Origin of the sequence: Prevotella melaninogenica, from assembly GCF_018128065.1 — a bacterium.
In the GTDB taxonomy this organism is placed as follows: Bacteria; Bacteroidota; Bacteroidia; order Bacteroidales; family Bacteroidaceae; genus Prevotella.
In genome coordinates, this window is sequence record NZ_CP072360.1 from 738,629 (window position 1) to 755,356 (window position 16,728).

At 46.0% G+C, this 16,728-nt stretch carries 13 protein-coding genes; all 13 read left to right on the forward strand.

Features of this window, described 5'->3' with window-relative positions:
• The first annotated feature begins 2 nt into the window (after nucleotides 1-2).
• The 13 genes from J5A56_RS08800 to J5A56_RS08860 all read left to right on the forward strand — a co-directional run bounded on the left by J5A56_RS08800 (nucleotide 3) and on the right by J5A56_RS08860 (nucleotide 16,699).
• The gene (locus J5A56_RS08800) at nucleotides 3-2,417 is read left to right on the forward strand and encodes a TonB-dependent receptor (RefSeq protein WP_021671846.1); all 2,415 of its coding nucleotides are present in this window, start codon (nucleotides 3-5) and stop codon (nucleotides 2,415-2,417) included.
• A gap of 26 nt (nucleotides 2,418-2,443) precedes the next feature.
• Nucleotides 2,444-3,634, forward strand: a complete 1,191-nt coding sequence (locus J5A56_RS08805) for a YncE family protein (protein WP_021671845.1) — start codon at nucleotides 2,444-2,446, stop codon at nucleotides 3,632-3,634.
• A 330-nt stretch (nucleotides 3,635-3,964) separates the two neighbouring features.
• Nucleotides 3,965-4,942 (forward strand): 6-phosphofructokinase, encoded by a 978-nt coding sequence (pfkA, locus tag J5A56_RS08810; protein ID WP_013265475.1) that lies wholly within the window; start codon nucleotides 3,965-3,967, stop codon nucleotides 4,940-4,942.
• 62 nt (nucleotides 4,943-5,004) lie between these two features.
• The gene (gene atpD, locus J5A56_RS08815) at nucleotides 5,005-6,528 is read left to right on the forward strand and encodes a F0F1 ATP synthase subunit beta (RefSeq protein ID WP_021671844.1); all 1,524 of its coding nucleotides are present in this window, start codon (nucleotides 5,005-5,007) and stop codon (nucleotides 6,526-6,528) included.
• 39 nt (nucleotides 6,529-6,567) lie between these two features.
• Nucleotides 6,568-6,807: a F0F1 ATP synthase subunit epsilon gene (locus J5A56_RS08820; protein WP_004360672.1), complete on the forward strand. Its 240-nt coding sequence runs from the start codon at nucleotides 6,568-6,570 to the stop codon at nucleotides 6,805-6,807.
• 30 nt (nucleotides 6,808-6,837) lie between these two features.
• On the forward strand, nucleotides 6,838-7,248 hold the full coding sequence (locus tag J5A56_RS08825) for a hypothetical protein (RefSeq protein ID WP_004360674.1): 411 nt from the start codon (nucleotides 6,838-6,840) through the stop codon (nucleotides 7,246-7,248).
• 3 nt (nucleotides 7,249-7,251) lie between these two features.
• Complete coding sequence (atpB, locus tag J5A56_RS08830) at nucleotides 7,252-8,349, forward strand: F0F1 ATP synthase subunit A (protein WP_021671843.1); 1,098 nt, start codon at nucleotides 7,252-7,254, stop codon at nucleotides 8,347-8,349.
• Nucleotides 8,350-8,434: 85 nt separating this feature from the next.
• Entirely contained in the window at nucleotides 8,435-8,674 is a 240-nt protein-coding gene (gene atpE, locus J5A56_RS08835) for an ATP synthase F0 subunit C (protein WP_004360677.1), read from the forward strand.
• Nucleotides 8,675-8,726: 52 nt separating this feature from the next.
• Nucleotides 8,727-9,239 carry a F0F1 ATP synthase subunit B gene (atpF, locus tag J5A56_RS08840; protein WP_004360679.1) on the forward strand — a complete coding sequence of 171 codons (513 nt, stop codon included), beginning with the start codon at nucleotides 8,727-8,729 and terminating at the stop codon, nucleotides 9,237-9,239.
• A gap of 6 nt (nucleotides 9,240-9,245) precedes the next feature.
• Nucleotides 9,246-9,782 (forward strand): F0F1 ATP synthase subunit delta, encoded by a 537-nt coding sequence (locus J5A56_RS08845; RefSeq protein ID WP_004360681.1) that lies wholly within the window; start codon nucleotides 9,246-9,248, stop codon nucleotides 9,780-9,782.
• Between the two features lie 13 nt (nucleotides 9,783-9,795).
• A complete protein-coding gene (gene atpA, locus J5A56_RS08850; protein WP_004360683.1) occupies nucleotides 9,796-11,379 on the forward strand; it encodes a F0F1 ATP synthase subunit alpha in 1,584 nt (527 codons plus the stop codon).
• Between the two features lie 12 nt (nucleotides 11,380-11,391).
• Nucleotides 11,392-12,369 carry a F0F1 ATP synthase subunit gamma gene (locus J5A56_RS08855; protein ID WP_021671842.1) on the forward strand — a complete coding sequence of 326 codons (978 nt, stop codon included), beginning with the start codon at nucleotides 11,392-11,394 and terminating at the stop codon, nucleotides 12,367-12,369.
• 298 nt (nucleotides 12,370-12,667) lie between these two features.
• On the forward strand, nucleotides 12,668-16,699 hold the full coding sequence (locus J5A56_RS08860; RefSeq protein ID WP_021671841.1) for a glycoside hydrolase family 2 TIM barrel-domain containing protein: 4,032 nt from the start codon (nucleotides 12,668-12,670) through the stop codon (nucleotides 16,697-16,699).
• Nucleotides 16,700-16,728 lie beyond the last annotated feature (29 nt).

A 16,728-nucleotide genomic window follows, 5' to 3' on the forward strand; every position in this document is an offset into this window, starting at 1 on the left:
GTATGAAGAGATTAATTCTTATTACAATGTTATGTCTGTGCCCTCTGCTCGTGGCGGCTCAACGGCTGTTAAGGGGTAAGATAGTGGAGAAAGAGACGTCGACTCCTATCTGTGGAGCGTGCATAGCAGTTAAAGGAACGAAGCAGAAGGTGCTCTCTGACAGGACAGGCGGTTATGAGCTGACGATTACCGCAGCGGGTGCCTATACGATAGAGGTGTCGGCAGTAGGCTACAAACGGCTTAGGGAGGTCGTTGCGGCGGGTGGTGATGTGACAAGAGACTACTATCTTGAACCCTCATCGACCTCGTTGCGTGAGGTTGTCGTGTGGAGTTCGGCACAGAGTGCAGAGATAAACCAGATACGACAAAGCCCTATGGCCGTGACAGTTGTGGATGGTGCGAAACTGAGAGGACGGTCGAGTAGCATTGAGGAGATACTGACGAGGACATCAGGAATTAAGGTTCGGAAGGCAGGTGGACTGGGGAGTGCGTCGCGCATCTCGGTTCATGGCTTAGAAGGGAAGCGTGTGGCGGTGTATATTGATGGGTTCCCACTGAACAGTCCTGACGGGTCCTTTGATATTAATGACATCCCGATAGATGTCATCAAGTATATCGAGGTATATAAAGGGATTGTTCCTGCGGAGTATGGCGGAGATGGCTTAGGAGGCGCTATCAATATCGTCACGCGAGAAGACGAGTGCGACTTGGTGGGCTTCACACAAGAACTGGCATCCTTTGGGACGGTGAAGACACTCGTAAGTGGACAAAAGCTCTTTAGCCGACCGGGGGTATTATTTAACGTGGCCTTCTTTAAGAATAAGTCGAAAAACGACTATATGATGTCGTGGCCAGTGTTCGAGACCAATCTGCCTGCATCGGCATATAGAAAGGTGAGACGTAGGAACGACTATTACGAAGCCAATTTTTATCATGTTGGGTTAGGGTTTAGGAAACTTTACTTTGATAAGTTCGACTTAGAATGTGCCTTTTATCAGAACAAGAAGGGAATACAGGCGCTTAATTTCGACGCTCGTCATGCCTATACAAAAGGGATAAATATCATGCCAAACCTCGTGTTGGAGAAACAAGACTTCCTCGTTAAAGGATTAGATATGAAGTACACTATCGTCACTCCCATTATCCGCTCGAATATGACAGACACCGCCACTACGAGGAGACAGTGGGACGGAACAGTCACACAAGCCGTAGGAGAGACGGACGACAATCTTTTTAACGAGTCGCATGATCGGCAGTTTGAAGTGCGGAGTAAGTTTAACTTGAAATATACACGGGGTCGGCACACTCTTAATCTCAATGACCAATACGCCTACTCGGCTTATACTCCTAAGGACGAAGGCATGAAAGACTATCTTGGCTTTGACCCCAGTGCCTATCCAAGTAGGATGACTGCTAACAACATCGGCCTCAGTCATCTGTTTGTCTCGGCTAATCATCGGTTTCAAAACGCATTGACAATCAGCATATACTACCTTAATTCAAAGATATACAGAACCAGTGACGCGCTGGCGAAAGGGCAGGCAACAGACGAGTTAGCACCGAAGCAGACCCGTGTGGAACGGGCGTATTATGGATTCAGTGAGGGCTTCAGCTATGAACTGTGGAAGGATGTGCGGGCGAAACTGTCGTTCTCGCATAATGTGAGGATACCTGATACGGGCGAACTCTTTGGCAATGGGATAAGCATCAAACCGTCGGTGAACCTGCAGCCAGAGGTGGGGAATAATCTGAACCTTGGCTTTATCGTCGATAGAAGAGGACTATGTGGACTCATGAGGGTACAGTGGGAGACGAATTTCTACTATATGATGATGAAGAACATGATAAGACTCTTCCCTGCTGACACACGTTCTATCTATACGAACTTAGGGAAGACAAGGACCATCGGAATGGACACTGACGTGAAAGTGGACGTCACACGCAATGTCTATCTCTACTTTAATCTGACCTTACAGGATATCCGAGACAGGCAAAGATGGTTTAATGACGAACAAGGAACGAGCAACCCTACCTATAATAAGCACGTCCCTAACATCCCTGCCTTTTACTATAACTATGGCATGGAGTACCATGCAGAGGGCTTGATAGGGCGCCGAGAGCTGTCGAGAGTATATATTGACGTGTCGCATGTGGGTGAGTTTGACTGGGGGTGGCAGATGAGTACACTCACAGAGGAGCGTAGGAAATGGCGTATCCCATCCAATGATATCTTTACGATAGGCCTCCAACAGTCTTTATGGCATAATAATATGTCACTGAGCCTTGAGTTAGAAAACGTCTTCAACAAGGAGAACTACATGGAATTTAAGATGCCTCTACCCGGAAGAACATTAAAGGCAAAACTACGCTTCAACCTGTTCAGAGACAAACTGGCAGGTGGGGCAATGAGCTTATAATTATTAACTTCTTTAATCAAAACACAATGAAACATTATTTCTTAGCCGCAGCTATCATGCTGCTAACGACCGTCGGACTACTATCTTGCGACAAAGACTCACCTGACACACCGCCTGCACCGGCAAAGACGGAGATGGGTTTCGTCCATAGTGTTAACATCGGAGACAATACATACGTAAGTGTTTTCAAAGACATGAACGTTGGCTCGCTCAATACCGATAATGCGCTGGTGATGCCGAAGGGTGCTTTTTCCTTCGTATATAAGGGGAAAGTGTATATAACCGACACCGAACACATCTATAAATATGCCCAGAAAGAGGGAAAGTTAGTGCAGGAGGGGAATACTATCCTACTCCCAAGTGGGGCTGCAGCAATGTACATCACCTTTGCTTCCGACCATAAGGCATACGTCTCTTGTCATGGGTTAGGAAAGGTAATCATCATCAATCCTACCACAATGGAGAAGGTTGGAGAGATTGATTTGGCGGAGTACTCCTTGGGGAAAGCCGCTGGTGACAATAATCCTGAGCCTGCCGCATCTGTCATAAGAGACGGAATACTCTACGTGGCACTTAGTCAGATGAAGTCTACATACGTCTGTGAAGCAGGGGCTTACGTGGCTTTGATTGACACAAAAACCGATAAACCTATCAAAGTCGTTAGTGATCCTCGTGTCTCAATGGCCTCTGGTGAGTCGCCAGCTGGCGACCCTTTCATCGATGAGAAGGGTGATATCTATTTTTATTGTGTAGCGATGTTTGGCTATCAGCCTGGTGTCAAGGAGGGATTTCTGCGTATTAAGAAAGGTCAGACAGACTTTGATAAATCCTACTGCTTCACCCTTGCGGATGTTAACTTAGTGGGTGTCAAAGGTAATAAGACGTCGTATGCGTACGTGAAGGTGTATGGCGGCAACGGAAAGGTGTATGCTTACCTCAACATACCAGGTGCTGCAAGCAATCCACCAGACTATGTCCACGATAAATGCTTCCAACCTTTCGAGATTAATCTCTACAATAAGAGCTGTACAAAGTTGGACCTCTCTGCCACAGCTGGGTGGGCTGCAACCCTCTGTAAGTCGGGTAATGACATCATCTTCGGTATGTCCACCGACCAAGGTATGGGCTATTCCGTCTATCATCCAGCCACTGCCACCTACGAGATCCTCAAGGTAAAAACCTCTGGTGCACCATATGCAGTGCATGAGTTGAGGTAGTTTGTGTACATATCGAATCCACAGAAAGAGTAGTAGTCCCTTCCCTTGAGGGTGTCTCAATTTTGATATACCCTCAAGGGAAGGGACTGCTTGGTGGTTGCTGGTGGCTCTTTGTGTGATTGGGAGGAGATATACCTTCTTCCCCTTTTCTGATTTAACCCAAATCGGTTGTTAGGAAACAATACCATAGTAATAAGAACGATATATATTGTGGTTTAATGACCGATTTGGGTTTAATTCCAATTTTTTTCCTTATCAACTTTGCTTTTGTACTTTTTATTTGTTATCTTTGCGCTTAGATTTAATAAAAAAAGAGTTCTAAGACTATATATGGGCAAAATAAAGACAATAGGTATTCTGACCTCTGGCGGTGACGCCCCTGGAATGAATGCAGCAATACGTGCTGTGACCAGAGCTGGCATCTATAATGGTTTTGAAATCAAAGGTGTCTATCGTGGTTATGAGGGATTGATTACGGATGACATTAAGCCTTTTACCACTGAGAATGTTAGCGGTATTATCGGTCAGGGCGGTACAATACTCAAGACGGCACGCTCAAAAGGTTTTAAAACGATGGAAGGACGTCAGCAGGCATACGATAACCTTGTCAAGGAGGGTATTGATGCGCTGGTTGTCATTGGTGGTAATGGCTCGTTGACGGGTGCGATGATGTTTGCACAGGAGTTTGATTTCTGTTGCATCGGTCTGCCAGGTACGATAGATAATGACCTCTATGGTACGGACAGCACCATCGGTTATGACACGACGATGAACACAATTATGGAGTGTGTCGACCGTATTCGTGATACCGCCCAGAGCCACGAGCGCATCTTCTTTGTAGAGGTGATGGGACGTGATGCTGGTTTCCTTGCACAGAACTCGGCTATTGCGAGTGGTGCAGAGGCAGCGATTATTCCAGAAGACTCTACTAACGTCGACCAGTTGGGTCGCTTCATGGAACGTGGTATTCGTAAGTCTAAGAGAAGTTGTATCGTCATTGTCTCTGAGAGCCCTAAGTGTGGAGCTATGTATTATGCTGACCGTGTACGCAAGGAGTTCCCTGATTATGACGTACGTGTGTCAATTCTTGGCCACTTGCAGCGTGGTGGTCGCCCTTCAGCACGCGACCGTATCCTTGCAAGTAGTACGGGTGTTGGTGCTATTGAGGCCATTATGCAGGGACAACGTAATATTATGGTAGGTGTTAGAAACAATGAGGTGGTTTATGTTCCATTGTCTGAGGCAATCCGTTCAGATAAGCCTTTCGACAAGAAACTTATTAAGGTTCTCGACGAGTTGAGCATCTAAGAGGGGTCTTTCCACCTTATTTATATATAGAGGAAATAATAATAAAAACAACAAAGATATTTATGTCACAGATTAATGGGCGCATCTCCCAGATTATCGGTCCAGTTATCGATGTCTACTTTGATACTAAGGGAGAGAATCCTGAGAAGGTTCTGCCAAAGATTCATGATGCCCTACGCGTAAAACGTGCGAATGGGCAGGATTTGATTATCGAGGTACAGCAGCATATTGGTGAAGACACCGTGCGCTGTGTGGCTATGGATAATACGGATGGTCTGCAGCGTAACCTTGAGGTTGTGCCAACAGGCAGTCCTATCGTTATGCCAGCTGGTGACCAGATTAAGGGTCGTATGATGAACGTTATCGGTCAGCCTATCGATGGTATGGAGGCACTGAGTATGGAAGGTGCTTATCCTATCCACCGCGAGGCGCCAAAGTTTGAAGACCTCTCTACGCATAAGGAGATGCTTCAGACCGGTATTAAGGTCATCGACTTGCTTGAGCCTTATATGAAGGGTGGTAAGATTGGTCTCTTTGGTGGTGCCGGTGTAGGTAAGACGGTGCTTATCATGGAGTTGATTAACAACATCGCTAAGGGTCACAATGGTTACTCTGTATTTGCCGGTGTAGGTGAACGTACACGTGAGGGTAATGACTTGATTCGCGATATGTTGGAGTCAGGTGTTATCCGTTATGGTGAGAAGTTCCGCAAGGCAATGGATGAAGGCAAGTGGGACCTTTCGCTTGTTGATCAGGAAGAATTGCAGAAGTCGCAGGCAACACTTGTCTATGGACAGATGAATGAGCCACCAGGGGCACGTGCATCAGTGGCACTCTCTGGTCTGACCGTTGCTGAGGAGTTCCGCGATCACGGAGGTAAGAATGGTGAGGCAGCAGATATCATGTTCTTCATCGATAACATCTTCCGTTTCACGCAGGCTGGTTCTGAGGTATCAGCGTTGTTGGGTCGTATGCCATCAGCCGTAGGTTATCAGCCTACTTTGGCAAGTGAGATGGGTGCGATGCAGGAGCGTATTACTTCTACAAAGCATGGTTCAATTACTTCAGTACAGGCGGTTTACGTGCCTGCTGACGACTTGACCGACCCTGCTCCAGCTACTACCTTTACCCACTTGGATGCAACAACAGAGTTGAGCCGTAAGATTACCGAGCTTGGTATCTATCCTGCGGTAGATCCATTGGGTAGTACCTCACGTATTCTTGACCCACTGATTGTTGGTAAGGACCACTATGAGTGTGCGCAGAGAGTAAAGCAGTTGCTTCAGCACTATAACGAATTGCAGGATATCATTGCCATCTTGGGTATGGACGAGTTGTCAGACGAGGATAAGTTGGTTGTGAACCGCGCTCGTCGTGTACAGCGTTTCCTCTCTCAGCCATTTACTGTTGCTGAGCAGTTCACTGGTGTTAAGGGTGTTATGGTGCCAATCGAGGAAACCATCAAGGGCTTCAACGCTATCTTGAATGGTGAGGTTGACGACCTCCCAGAGCAGGCGTTCTTGAACGTTGGTACGATAGAGGATGTCAAGGAGAAGGCTAAGCGTCTTTTGGAGGCTACTAAGTAATCATCTTCTTGCATAAACTGAATAATAATTGAATTGTCTATGTTGACACTTAGAATAGTTTCTCCCGAAAGGATTGTCTTTACAGGCGAGGTGGATAGTGTGCTGGTTCCTGGTACAGTGGGACCATTTGAGATTCTCAATAATCACGCGCCTATCATCTCTACACTCGTTGAAGGCAAGGTAGCTTACAGCGTAAAAGGTGATACTAAGGAACTTCATATCGTTGGCGGATTCGTTGAGGTGAAGAAGAACTTGGTCAGTCTTTGCGTAGAAATCTAAAAGATATAACCGACAGACAGCTGAATACGGATGATGGATGTTAACAAAGTGTATAAGAAGTACTATAAGAATAACTTGTGGATTATCGCAGGTCTTTATCTTATTGGCTTATTCGTTGTGCAGCTAACGCAGCAAACGGCTTATATCAATTTGCTGACTATCAGTGCTGTTTACTCACTTATCACCTCTTCCATCTATGGAGGAGCATGGAAAGCGATAGCCAGTCAGTCGCCCACGGTTATGAATAACTTCTATCTTGCGGGCTCTGGTTTTCGCATGCTGTTGGCATTCTTGACTGTTGTCGTTTATGCAATGGTGGTGAAAGAACGCGCAATGGTAATCGGCTTTGTCGTTATCTTTATGATATTCTATCTTGTGCTGTTGGCATTCGATACCGTCTATTTTTACAAAGTGGAAAAGAACAATAAAATTAATAATTAACGAATGAAATATCTCAAGCATCTGATTTGTATGGTGATGATGCTCTTCCTGCTTCTGCCTGGTGCTGCCGCATCAGAGAGTAAAGGGGAGGGTGTTAACCTGCAGGAGATATTGTGGGGACATATTAAGGACTCATACGAGTGGCATGTAACCAATATCGGTGATAAGCCAATCATCATCAACCTGCCAGTCATTGTGAAGACATCAAATGGTTGGTACACGGGTTGTGCTGAGGACTTTGCTGAAGAGCCGTTAGAAGAAGGTCCACATGCGGGCTATCGTCCTTGTAAAAACAACCCAGACCTATTCATTGCAACGAAGGGGAACTACGAACGTCGCATCGTTGAGTTGCAGAAGGACGGCACAGAAGTGCGCCCTCTTGACCTCTCTATCACGAAGTCGGTGTGTGTACTCTTCATTGATGCCATCATTCTCTTACTGTGTATCTTGATTCCAGCACGCTGGTGTCGTCGCCATAAGGTTACCGATAAGGCACCAAAAGGCTTCACTGGTCTGATGCATATGTTTGTGATGTATGTCTATGATGAGGTTATTAAACCGACATTAGGTAAGGACTCAGAGAAGTATGCACCTTATCTTCTGACGTGTTTCTTCTTCATCTTCGTGGCTAATGTCATGGGTATTGTGCCATTCCCACCAGGAGGTGGTAACCTTACGGGTAATATAACCATCACTTTCTTCTTGGCTATTTGTACGTTCTTAGTAACCAATTTCTCAGGAACAAAGCATTATTGGAAAGATATCTTTTGGCCAGACGTACCCGCATGGTTGAAAGTTCCAGTGCCTTTGATGCCTGTGATAGAGATATTTGGTATCTTCACAAAACCTTTCGCATTGATGGTTCGTCTTTTTGCCAATATGATGGCAGGACATGCTATTGCGCTGGCTTTAACCTGTATCATCTTCATCATGGCAACGATGGGTGTTGTCCTAAGTTCTTCCATGACGATTGTGAGTGTGGGTATGAGTATCTTCATGATGCTTTTGGAGATTTTGGTTAGCTTTATTCAAGCTCTGGTCTTCACGATGTTGAGTGCTGTGTTTATCTCTTTGGCACGTGTTCATGAGGCAGAAGGATAAGAAGGAGTGAAGGAGGTAAATACTTCTCATCCCCCTATTAATAGATAAGAAATAAAAAATAATTAATAATTAAAAGAAAGAAACTATGTTGACATCATTGTTATTAGCAGCAGAAACTGCAAAGTTAGGCGCCGCTATCGGTGCAGGTATCGCAGCCGTAGGCGCAGGTCTTGGTATAGGTCGTATCGGTGGTCAGGCTATGGACGCTATGGCTCGCCAGCCAGAGAAGATCGGTGAGCTTCGTTCTGCTATGATTATTGCAGCCGCATTGGTTGAGGGTGTTGCCTTCTTCGCTGCAATTATCGCTCTCCTCTGTGTATTCTAAACTACTCAGAGAATTATTAAACAAATTGGTAAGAAAAGTAATTTAGCAGCTTATGTCATTATTATTGCCAGATAGTGGCTTACTCTTTTGGATGACCCTCGTCTTCTTAGTGGTCTTCTTCATCTTATGGAAGTGGGGATTCCCTTCTATCATTAAGATGGTGAACGAGCGCAAGGAGTATATTGACGAGAGTCTTGCAAAGGCAGAAGAAGCCAACTTGAGGCTTGCCAACATTCAGAAACAAGGTGAGGATCTGCTTATGGAGGCACGTGAGAAACAGGCGCAAATCCTTAGAGAGGCGTCTGAGACACGTGACACCATAGTCGGACAGGCACAGGAGAAAGCACGCGACGAGAGTGCTCGCATCCTTTCTGAAGCCAAGGCAGAGATTGAAAGTCAGAAGCAGGCTGCCATCCGCGACATCCGTTCGCAGGTTGCAGAGCTTTCTGTGCAGATTGCCGAGAAGATTCTGCATAAGGAACTGGCTACTTCTGCCGAGCAAACTCAGCTTATCAACAGCTTATTGGATGAAGTTGCTTCTTCTAACGGAACAGAAAGTAAATAATCGCTTATGAATACAGGTGTAATATCGGTTCGCTATGCTCGTGCGCTATTGAAGTCTGCCTGTGAGCAAGGTATCGAGGACAAGGTGTATGCTATTATGCAAACACTTGCCCAGAATTACCTTCAGGTGCCCGAACTCCGCATGACGATTGAAAGCCCGATGCTTCCGAAGGACAAGAAGCGCAAGCTATTGGAAGTAGCCTGTGGCGACGACTGTCCTGAGCTTGTTGGTAATTTCCTTTCCCTTGTCTTGAAGGGTGATAGAGAGGAGTTGCTACAGCTTATGGCGAATGACTATGTCGCTCTGTATCGTAAGCAGAAGAACATCATTCGCGGAAAGGTCATCACAGCCTCGCCTGTCTCTTCCCAGACGGAAGACAAGATGAAAGCACTGGTACAATCCAGAGCACAGGGAACCGTTGAGTTCAACACTGAGGTTGACCCTTCACTCATAGGTGGCTTTATTCTTGAGTACGATACTTACAGAATGGACGCCAGCGTGAAGAGCAAACTGAATGCTATCCTCACACAATTAAAAAAGTAATTAGATTAATAACATGTCAGATAAAATTAAACCAAGTGAGGTGTCTGAGATTCTTTTGAAAGAACTTCAAGGCATCAACTCTGAGGAGAAGTTTGATGAAGTCGGTAGCGTACTGACCGTCAGCGACGGTGTAGCACGTGTCTATGGTCTTCGCAATGCTGAAGCCAACGAGTTGCTTGAATTTGAGAATGGCACCATGGCTATTGTCATGAACTTGGAGGAAGACAATGTAGGTTGTGTCCTTCTTGGTCCTACTGAAGGTATCAAGGAAGGTCAGAGCGTGAAGCGTACACACCGTATTGCCTCTATCCGTGTCAATGACAACTTCTTGGGACGTGTAGTCAATCCGCTTGGAGAGGCTATCGATGGTAAGGGTGAAATCGACTTGACTGACTCTTTCGAAATGCCATTGGACCGTAAGGCGCCAGGTGTTATCTATCGTCAGCCAGTGAAGGAACCACTCCAGACGGGTCTGAAGGCTGTTGACTCAATGATTCCTATCGGTCGTGGTCAGCGTGAGCTTATCATTGGTGACCGCCAGACAGGTAAGACAGCCATTGCCGTTGATGCTATCATCAATCAGAAGAGCTTCTACGAGCAGGGTAATCCTGTTTATTGTATCTATGTTGCCATCGGTCAGAAAGCTTCTACCGTTGCTACATTGGTACAGAACCTCAAGGAGCATGGCGCAATGCCTTATACAATTATCGTAAGTGCTACAGCGGCTGATCCTGCTGCTATGCAGTATTATGCTCCATTTGCCGGTGCTGCCATTGGTGAGTACTTCCGCGATCGTGGCTACTCAGCCCTCGTTATCTACGATGACTTGTCAAAGCAGGCTGTTGCCTATCGTGAGGTATCATTGATTCTCCGTCGTCCTTCAGGTCGTGAGGCTTATCCGGGTGACGTCTTCTATCTCCACTCTCGTCTGCTTGAGCGCGCTGCACGTATCAACAACCAGCAGGAGATTGCAGAGAAGATGAACGACCTCCCAGAGTGTATGAAGGGCTATGTACGTGGTGGTGGTTCACTCACTGCATTGCCTATCATTGAGACACAGGCAGGTGACGTGTCAGCCTACATCCCTACTAACGTGATTTCCATTACCGATGGTCAGATTTATCTTGAGTCAGACCTCTTCAATCAGGGCTTCCGTCCAGCTATTAACGTAGGTATCTCCGTATCTCGTGTAGGTGGTTCAGCACAGGTTAAGAGTATGAAGAAGGTAGCTGGTACGTTGAAGATTGATATGGCACAGTATCGTGAGTTGGAGGCATTCTCTAAGTTCTCATCAGATATGGACAAGGTCACAGCGATGACCCTCGACCGTGGACGTAAGAACAACCAGTTACTTATCCAGCCACAGTACAGTCCAATGCCTGTGGGTGAGCAGATTGCTATCCTCTACTGCGGTGTACACGGCTTGATGCGCGACGTACCTGTTGAGCAGGTTCGCCAGTGCCAGGACCAGTTCCTCGACACTATGCGCACTGCTCATGCCGATGTCATCATCGATTTGGCTGCTGGTAACCTCGAAGACACTTCTATCAAGGTAATCGAAGAAGTCATGGGCAATATTGCCGGACAATATAAATAAAGACAATACAGAATGGCATCCTTAAAGGAAATCAAGACTCGTATAGCCAGTGTTCAGAGTACTCGTAAGATTACGAGTGCGATGAAGATGGTTGCGTCGAGTAAGTTACACCATGCCCAGAATGCCATCGAGAGTATGCTTCCATACGCGGCTATGCTCGAACACATTCTTAAGGCTTTCCTTGTCTCTACGCCCGATACGGATACTCCGTTTGACGAGCAGAGACCGGTGAAACGTGTTGCCTTACTCGTGTTCTCCTCAAACAGTTCTCTCTGTGGTGGATTCAATGCGAATGTCATCAAGCTGATGCAGCATACGATAGACGAATATCATGCGCAGGGCTTGACCGACAAGGATATTGTCATCTATCCTGTAGGACGAAAAGTGTATGAATCAGCAAAAAAGCATGGGTATACCTGTGTATATCCTTATCCGTTGCTTGCTGATAAACCAAATTTTGAGGAGTGTCGCAATATTGCCATGGAGTTAAGCCAGAAATGGTTGAAGGGCGAGTTTGATAAGGTGGAGATTATCTACCATCATTTCAAGAGTGTAGGAAGCCAGATTCTCCAACGTAAGAATTTCCTTCCAATTGACCTTGAGGAAGAAGTCAATGCCGACTCTACGCGCGATCTTTCATCAAATATCGCAACGAAGGCTGCACAGGAATATCTCAAGAGGAAAGGACAGTCTGGAACACAGAAGTCTAATAATGAGGCTGTTGTTCCTCTGAATGATAACTTCATCATTGAGCCAGACCTGCGCACAGTCTTGACAACATTGGTACCGAAACTGCTGAATCACATGGTTTACACTGCCCTTTTAGACAGTAATGCCTCTGAGCATGCAGCGCGAATGGTTGCTATGCAGACCGCAACAGATAATGCTGACGACCTGCTTCGTGGACTCAACTTGCAGTATAACAAGTCGCGTCAGGCAGCCATCACGTCTGAGTTGCTCGATATTGTTGGCGGTACGGTGAATAATTAATGAGCTGCCCTTTGTGGCAGTGAAGAGTCTAAAAACAGGGACAAGCGAGGCTTGTCCCTGTTTTTGGTTATTGGGTTTATTGGGTCAATTGGACTAATAAGGCTAATTGAGGCATTCTCCCTTAGCCTTGTCAATAATACCCTTTTTCCTATTGGTTATTTGTTTTTTTTTATTAACTTTGCCTACGTTGAGAAAACATGTGGGACTTGTTGGCTGGGTAACAGTCCCATAGTGTCTTTAATCCAGTCATGAAGAAGGCTTTTAAAGCACGACAGAAGAAGAATAAAACCTAACTATTATGTATAAGCAATTACTATTCGGTTTACTATTATCGTCATTAACAGCAGCACCGATACACGCTGATGACCATCCTATGGGAGGTTATCTCTTCGGTCAGGCTACAGCACCAACGGGTGATGAGTGGCAGTCACCCAGTGCATTGGGTTATAACAAGCTGCCAGCGCATGCGTTGTTTTCTTCTTTCTCGTCAGTTGGCGAGGCAAGAAAGGTATTGCCAGAGTTTGCAAAGGACTATCTTTCTCTTAACGGAGAATGGCATTTTCACTTCTCAAAGAACCCTGATGAACGTCCAAAAGACTTCTTCACAAAGGGTTATGATGACAGCAAGTGGGACCGTCTGCAGGTGCCAGTAAGCTGGAATATGGCAGGTGTTCAGAAAGATGGAACACTGAAGTATGGTGTGCCAATCTATGTGAATCAGTGGGTTATCTTCAAATATAACATCGAGCCGGGTGACTGGAAGAAGGGTGTTATGCGTGAACCGCCAAAAAACTACACCACTTACGAATATCGTAACGAAGTGGGTTCGTTCAGAAGAAGCTTTGATATCCCAGCAACTTGGGACGGCAAGGAAGTCTATCTCAACTTTGATGGTGTAGACTCATTCTTCTATTTGTGGATCAACGGTCGTTACGTGGGCTTCTCAAAGAACTCACGCAATACGGCACAATTCGATATTACCCCTTATATCACTAAGGGCAAGAACGAGGTGGCAGTAGAGGTTTATCGCTCGTCAGACGGTAGTTTCCTTGAGGCACAGGATATGTTCCGCTTGCCAGGTATCTTCCGTAGCGTGAACGTAACAGCAACTCCGAAGGTACACGTTGCTGACGTGAAGGCAATCCCTTCATTCGCTGATGGTAAGGGTACTGTCGATCTCAATACAACATTGCAGAACCTCACAACCAAGAATGCAAAAGACTTGCACCTTCGTTGGAGCATCTATAAGAACAGACTCTTTGCTGATGACAACGAGTTAGTGGCAACCTTCGAAGATGCGAAGGCAAAGACCACTTGTAGCAGCAACGGACAGACTAACGTTCGTCAGACACTTACCGTGAACAATGCGGTAGCATGGACAGCAGAAGAGCCAAATGTTTATGTTCTCGTTGGTGAGTTGATGCAAGGAAAGAAGGTAGTTGAAACGATAAGTTTCCAAACTGGTTTCCGTACAGTTGAGATTAAGGATACACCTGCAAGTCAGGACGAGTTCGGTTTGGCTGGAAGATATTACTATATCAATGGTAAACCAGTGAAACTCAAGGGTGTTAACCGCCACGATACCAACCCATTGACGGGTAAGGTTATCTCTCGTGAGCAGATGGAACGTGAGATTATGCTGATGAAGCGTGCGAATATCAACCACGTGCGTACCTCTCACTATCCTAACGACCCTTACTTCTATTATCTCTGCAACAAGTATGGTATCTACTTGGAGAGCGAAGCAAACATCGAGAGTCATGAGTACTTCTATGGCAAGGCATCGCTTTCTCACGTGCCAGAGTTCCAAGCAGCACACGTTGATCGTGTGATGGCAATGACTCGTCAGTTGGTTAACCATCCTTCAATCGTTATTTGGAGTTTGGGTAATGAGGCTGGACCTGGTCATAACTTCGTTGTAGCCTACGACTCTTTGAAGGCTTACGATGCTTCAAGACCAGTACAGTATGAGCGCAACAACGACATCGTAGACATGGGTTCTAACCAGTATCCAAGTATTGCATGGACACGTGATGCGGTGAAGGGAAAGATGGGTATTAAGTATCCTTTCCATATCTCAGAGTATGCCCATTCGATGGGTAACGCTGTTGGTAACCTCGTTGACTATTGGGAGGCAATGGAGTCTACTAACTTCTTCATGGGTGGTGCTATCTGGGACTGGATTGACCAGAGTATGTACAACTACACAAAGGACGGCAAGCGTTACCTCGCTTATGGTGGTGACTTCGGTGATACGCCTAACGATGGACAGTTTGTTATGAATGGTATTATCTTCGGTGATGAGACTCCAAAGCCACAGTATTATGAGGTGAAGAAGGTGTATCAGTATATTGGTACAAGTTGGAAGGACGCTAAGACAGCTACTTTGGATGTATTCAATAAGAACTACTACTCTGATGACCTCAGTGGTTATGCAATGTCTTACAGCCTGACCGCTGATGGTGTAACCGTTAAGAAGGGCGACCTTGAGCTTGGTAGTGTACCAGCAAGAAGTCATAAGAGCATTATAATTGCAGGACTCAACGAGGGTCTTGACCCAAATAAGGAGTACCTCCTCCACATTACCTATCGCCTCAAGCATGACATGCCATGGGCAAAGGCAGGATATGTTCAGGCTGAAGAGCAGTTACCTGTACAGGTAGCAGCGGTTCGTCCAGCTATCGCTGCAGCAGGTAAGGTGAATATGTCTGCCGTAAAGGACAATAAGATAGTCTTCTCTGGCAAGACCTTCACAACGACATTCGACCTCACAAAGGGTACGATTTATAACCTTCAGTACGATGATAAGACTATCATTGCAGATGGTTGTGGACCAGAGTTGAACGCTTTCCGTGCATGGGTTAACAATGACAACTGGGCTTACGAAGCATGGTATGCAAATGGTTTGAACAACCTGCAGCATAAGTGTACTAACTATACAACCCACGCAAATACTGACGGTTCTGTTTCTGTTGTATTCAATGTTGAGTCACAGGCACCTTATGGTTATCGCCTTGAGGGTGGTAATGCCAACTGGAAGAAGCTCATCGAATACAAGGAAAAGCCATTCGGTAAGGACGACTTCCGCTTTAATACGCAGGTGGTTTATACCATCTTCCCTGACGGTAGCATCGAGAGCGAGAGCGCAATAACAAGCAATAAGCCTAATCTCACACTCGCTAAGTTAGGTTATACAGTTCGTGTTCCTAAGGCACTCAACCTGTTGAATTACTATGGTCGTGGTATGGTTGACAACTACCCAGACCGTAAGACAGGTCAGATGATTGGTATCTATGAGCAGCAGGAAGTTGAGGATGAATTCGTTGCCTTCCCTAAACCACAGGATACTGGTAACCATCAGGATACTCGTTGGCTCTCTCTTACAGGTAATAATGGCAACGATGCCCTCTATGGAGCTATCTTCGTGGCAAAGGATAAGATGAGTTTCTCTGCACTTCCTTGGTCGGATAACACCATCGCAATGGCTAACCACCCACACGAATTACCTCAGAGCGAATATACTTATTTGCACCTTGACATGGCAATCACTGGTCTTGGTGGTAATAGTTGTGGACAGGGGGGGCCGTTACTGCGCGATCGTGTCATGGCAACGCCACACACCTTCGGTTATATGATTCGTCCTATGAACTCTGTTAAGACTACTGACCTCGTTAGCAATGCGAATGTAAGTCTTAACGGTGCTACACCACTTACTATCATCCGTGATGGTGAGGGCAATGTGACAATCAATGCAAACGGTGCGAAGGGTGATATCTATTATCGTGTTAATGGCAACAAGAAAGCAGTGAAGTACACTGGTTCTGTAAGCTTGCGCGACGGTGGTACAATCTCAGCTTGGGCAAAGGAGAATGATTGGCTCGTAGCTTCTCAGACCTTCTCACGCATCGAGAGCATTCCATTGTCAGTAGTCTTCGCTTCAAGTCAGGAGAGTGGTGAGGGTGATGCAAGTCATCTTACTGACGGCAATCCAAGCAGCTACTGGCACACAATGTACTCTGTTACTGTGGCTAACCACCCACACTGGGTTGACTTCGACTGTGGTGGCATGAAGACTATCAAGGGCTTCACCTACCTTCCACGTCAGGACAGCAACAATGGTAACATCAAGAAGTACAGCATTCAGGTTAGCAACGACGGCAAGACATGGGGCAAGGCTGTTGCTGAGGGTGAGTTTGAGAACAACAGAAAGGAAAAGACTATCCTTCTCACCACACCAGTTAAGACTCGCTTCGTTCGTCTGACAGCGCTCAGTGAGCAGAGTGGTCAGGACTTCGCAACAGGTGCTGAGTTCAAGGTATTGGAGAAGTAAATAGCTTATTATAGTCATTTGATAAATTA

Bases quoted from the DNA above. Each gene is read 5' to 3' on its own strand.
- atpD (WP_021671844.1), top strand. From the start codon at position 5,005: ATGTCACAGATTAATGGGCGCATCTCCCAGATTATCGGTCCAGTTATC.
- atpF (WP_004360679.1), top strand. From the start codon at position 8,727: ATGTCATTATTATTGCCAGATAGTGGCTTACTCTTTTGGATGACCCTC.
- J5A56_RS08805 (WP_021671845.1), top strand. From the start codon at position 2,444: ATGAAACATTATTTCTTAGCCGCAGCTATCATGCTGCTAACGACCGTC.
- J5A56_RS08855 (WP_021671842.1), top strand. From the start codon at position 11,392: ATGGCATCCTTAAAGGAAATCAAGACTCGTATAGCCAGTGTTCAGAGT.
- J5A56_RS08800 (WP_021671846.1), top strand. From the start codon at position 3: ATGAAGAGATTAATTCTTATTACAATGTTATGTCTGTGCCCTCTGCTC.
- J5A56_RS08820 (WP_004360672.1), top strand. From the start codon at position 6,568: ATGTTGACACTTAGAATAGTTTCTCCCGAAAGGATTGTCTTTACAGGC.
- pfkA (WP_013265475.1), top strand. From the start codon at position 3,965: ATGGGCAAAATAAAGACAATAGGTATTCTGACCTCTGGCGGTGACGCC.
- J5A56_RS08845 (WP_004360681.1), top strand. From the start codon at position 9,246: ATGAATACAGGTGTAATATCGGTTCGCTATGCTCGTGCGCTATTGAAG.
- J5A56_RS08825 (WP_004360674.1), top strand. From the start codon at position 6,838: ATGATGGATGTTAACAAAGTGTATAAGAAGTACTATAAGAATAACTTG.
- atpB (WP_021671843.1), top strand. From the start codon at position 7,252: ATGAAATATCTCAAGCATCTGATTTGTATGGTGATGATGCTCTTCCTG.
- atpA (WP_004360683.1), top strand. From the start codon at position 9,796: ATGTCAGATAAAATTAAACCAAGTGAGGTGTCTGAGATTCTTTTGAAA.
- J5A56_RS08860 (WP_021671841.1), top strand. From the start codon at position 12,668: ATGTATAAGCAATTACTATTCGGTTTACTATTATCGTCATTAACAGCA.
- atpE (WP_004360677.1), top strand. From the start codon at position 8,435: ATGTTGACATCATTGTTATTAGCAGCAGAAACTGCAAAGTTAGGCGCC.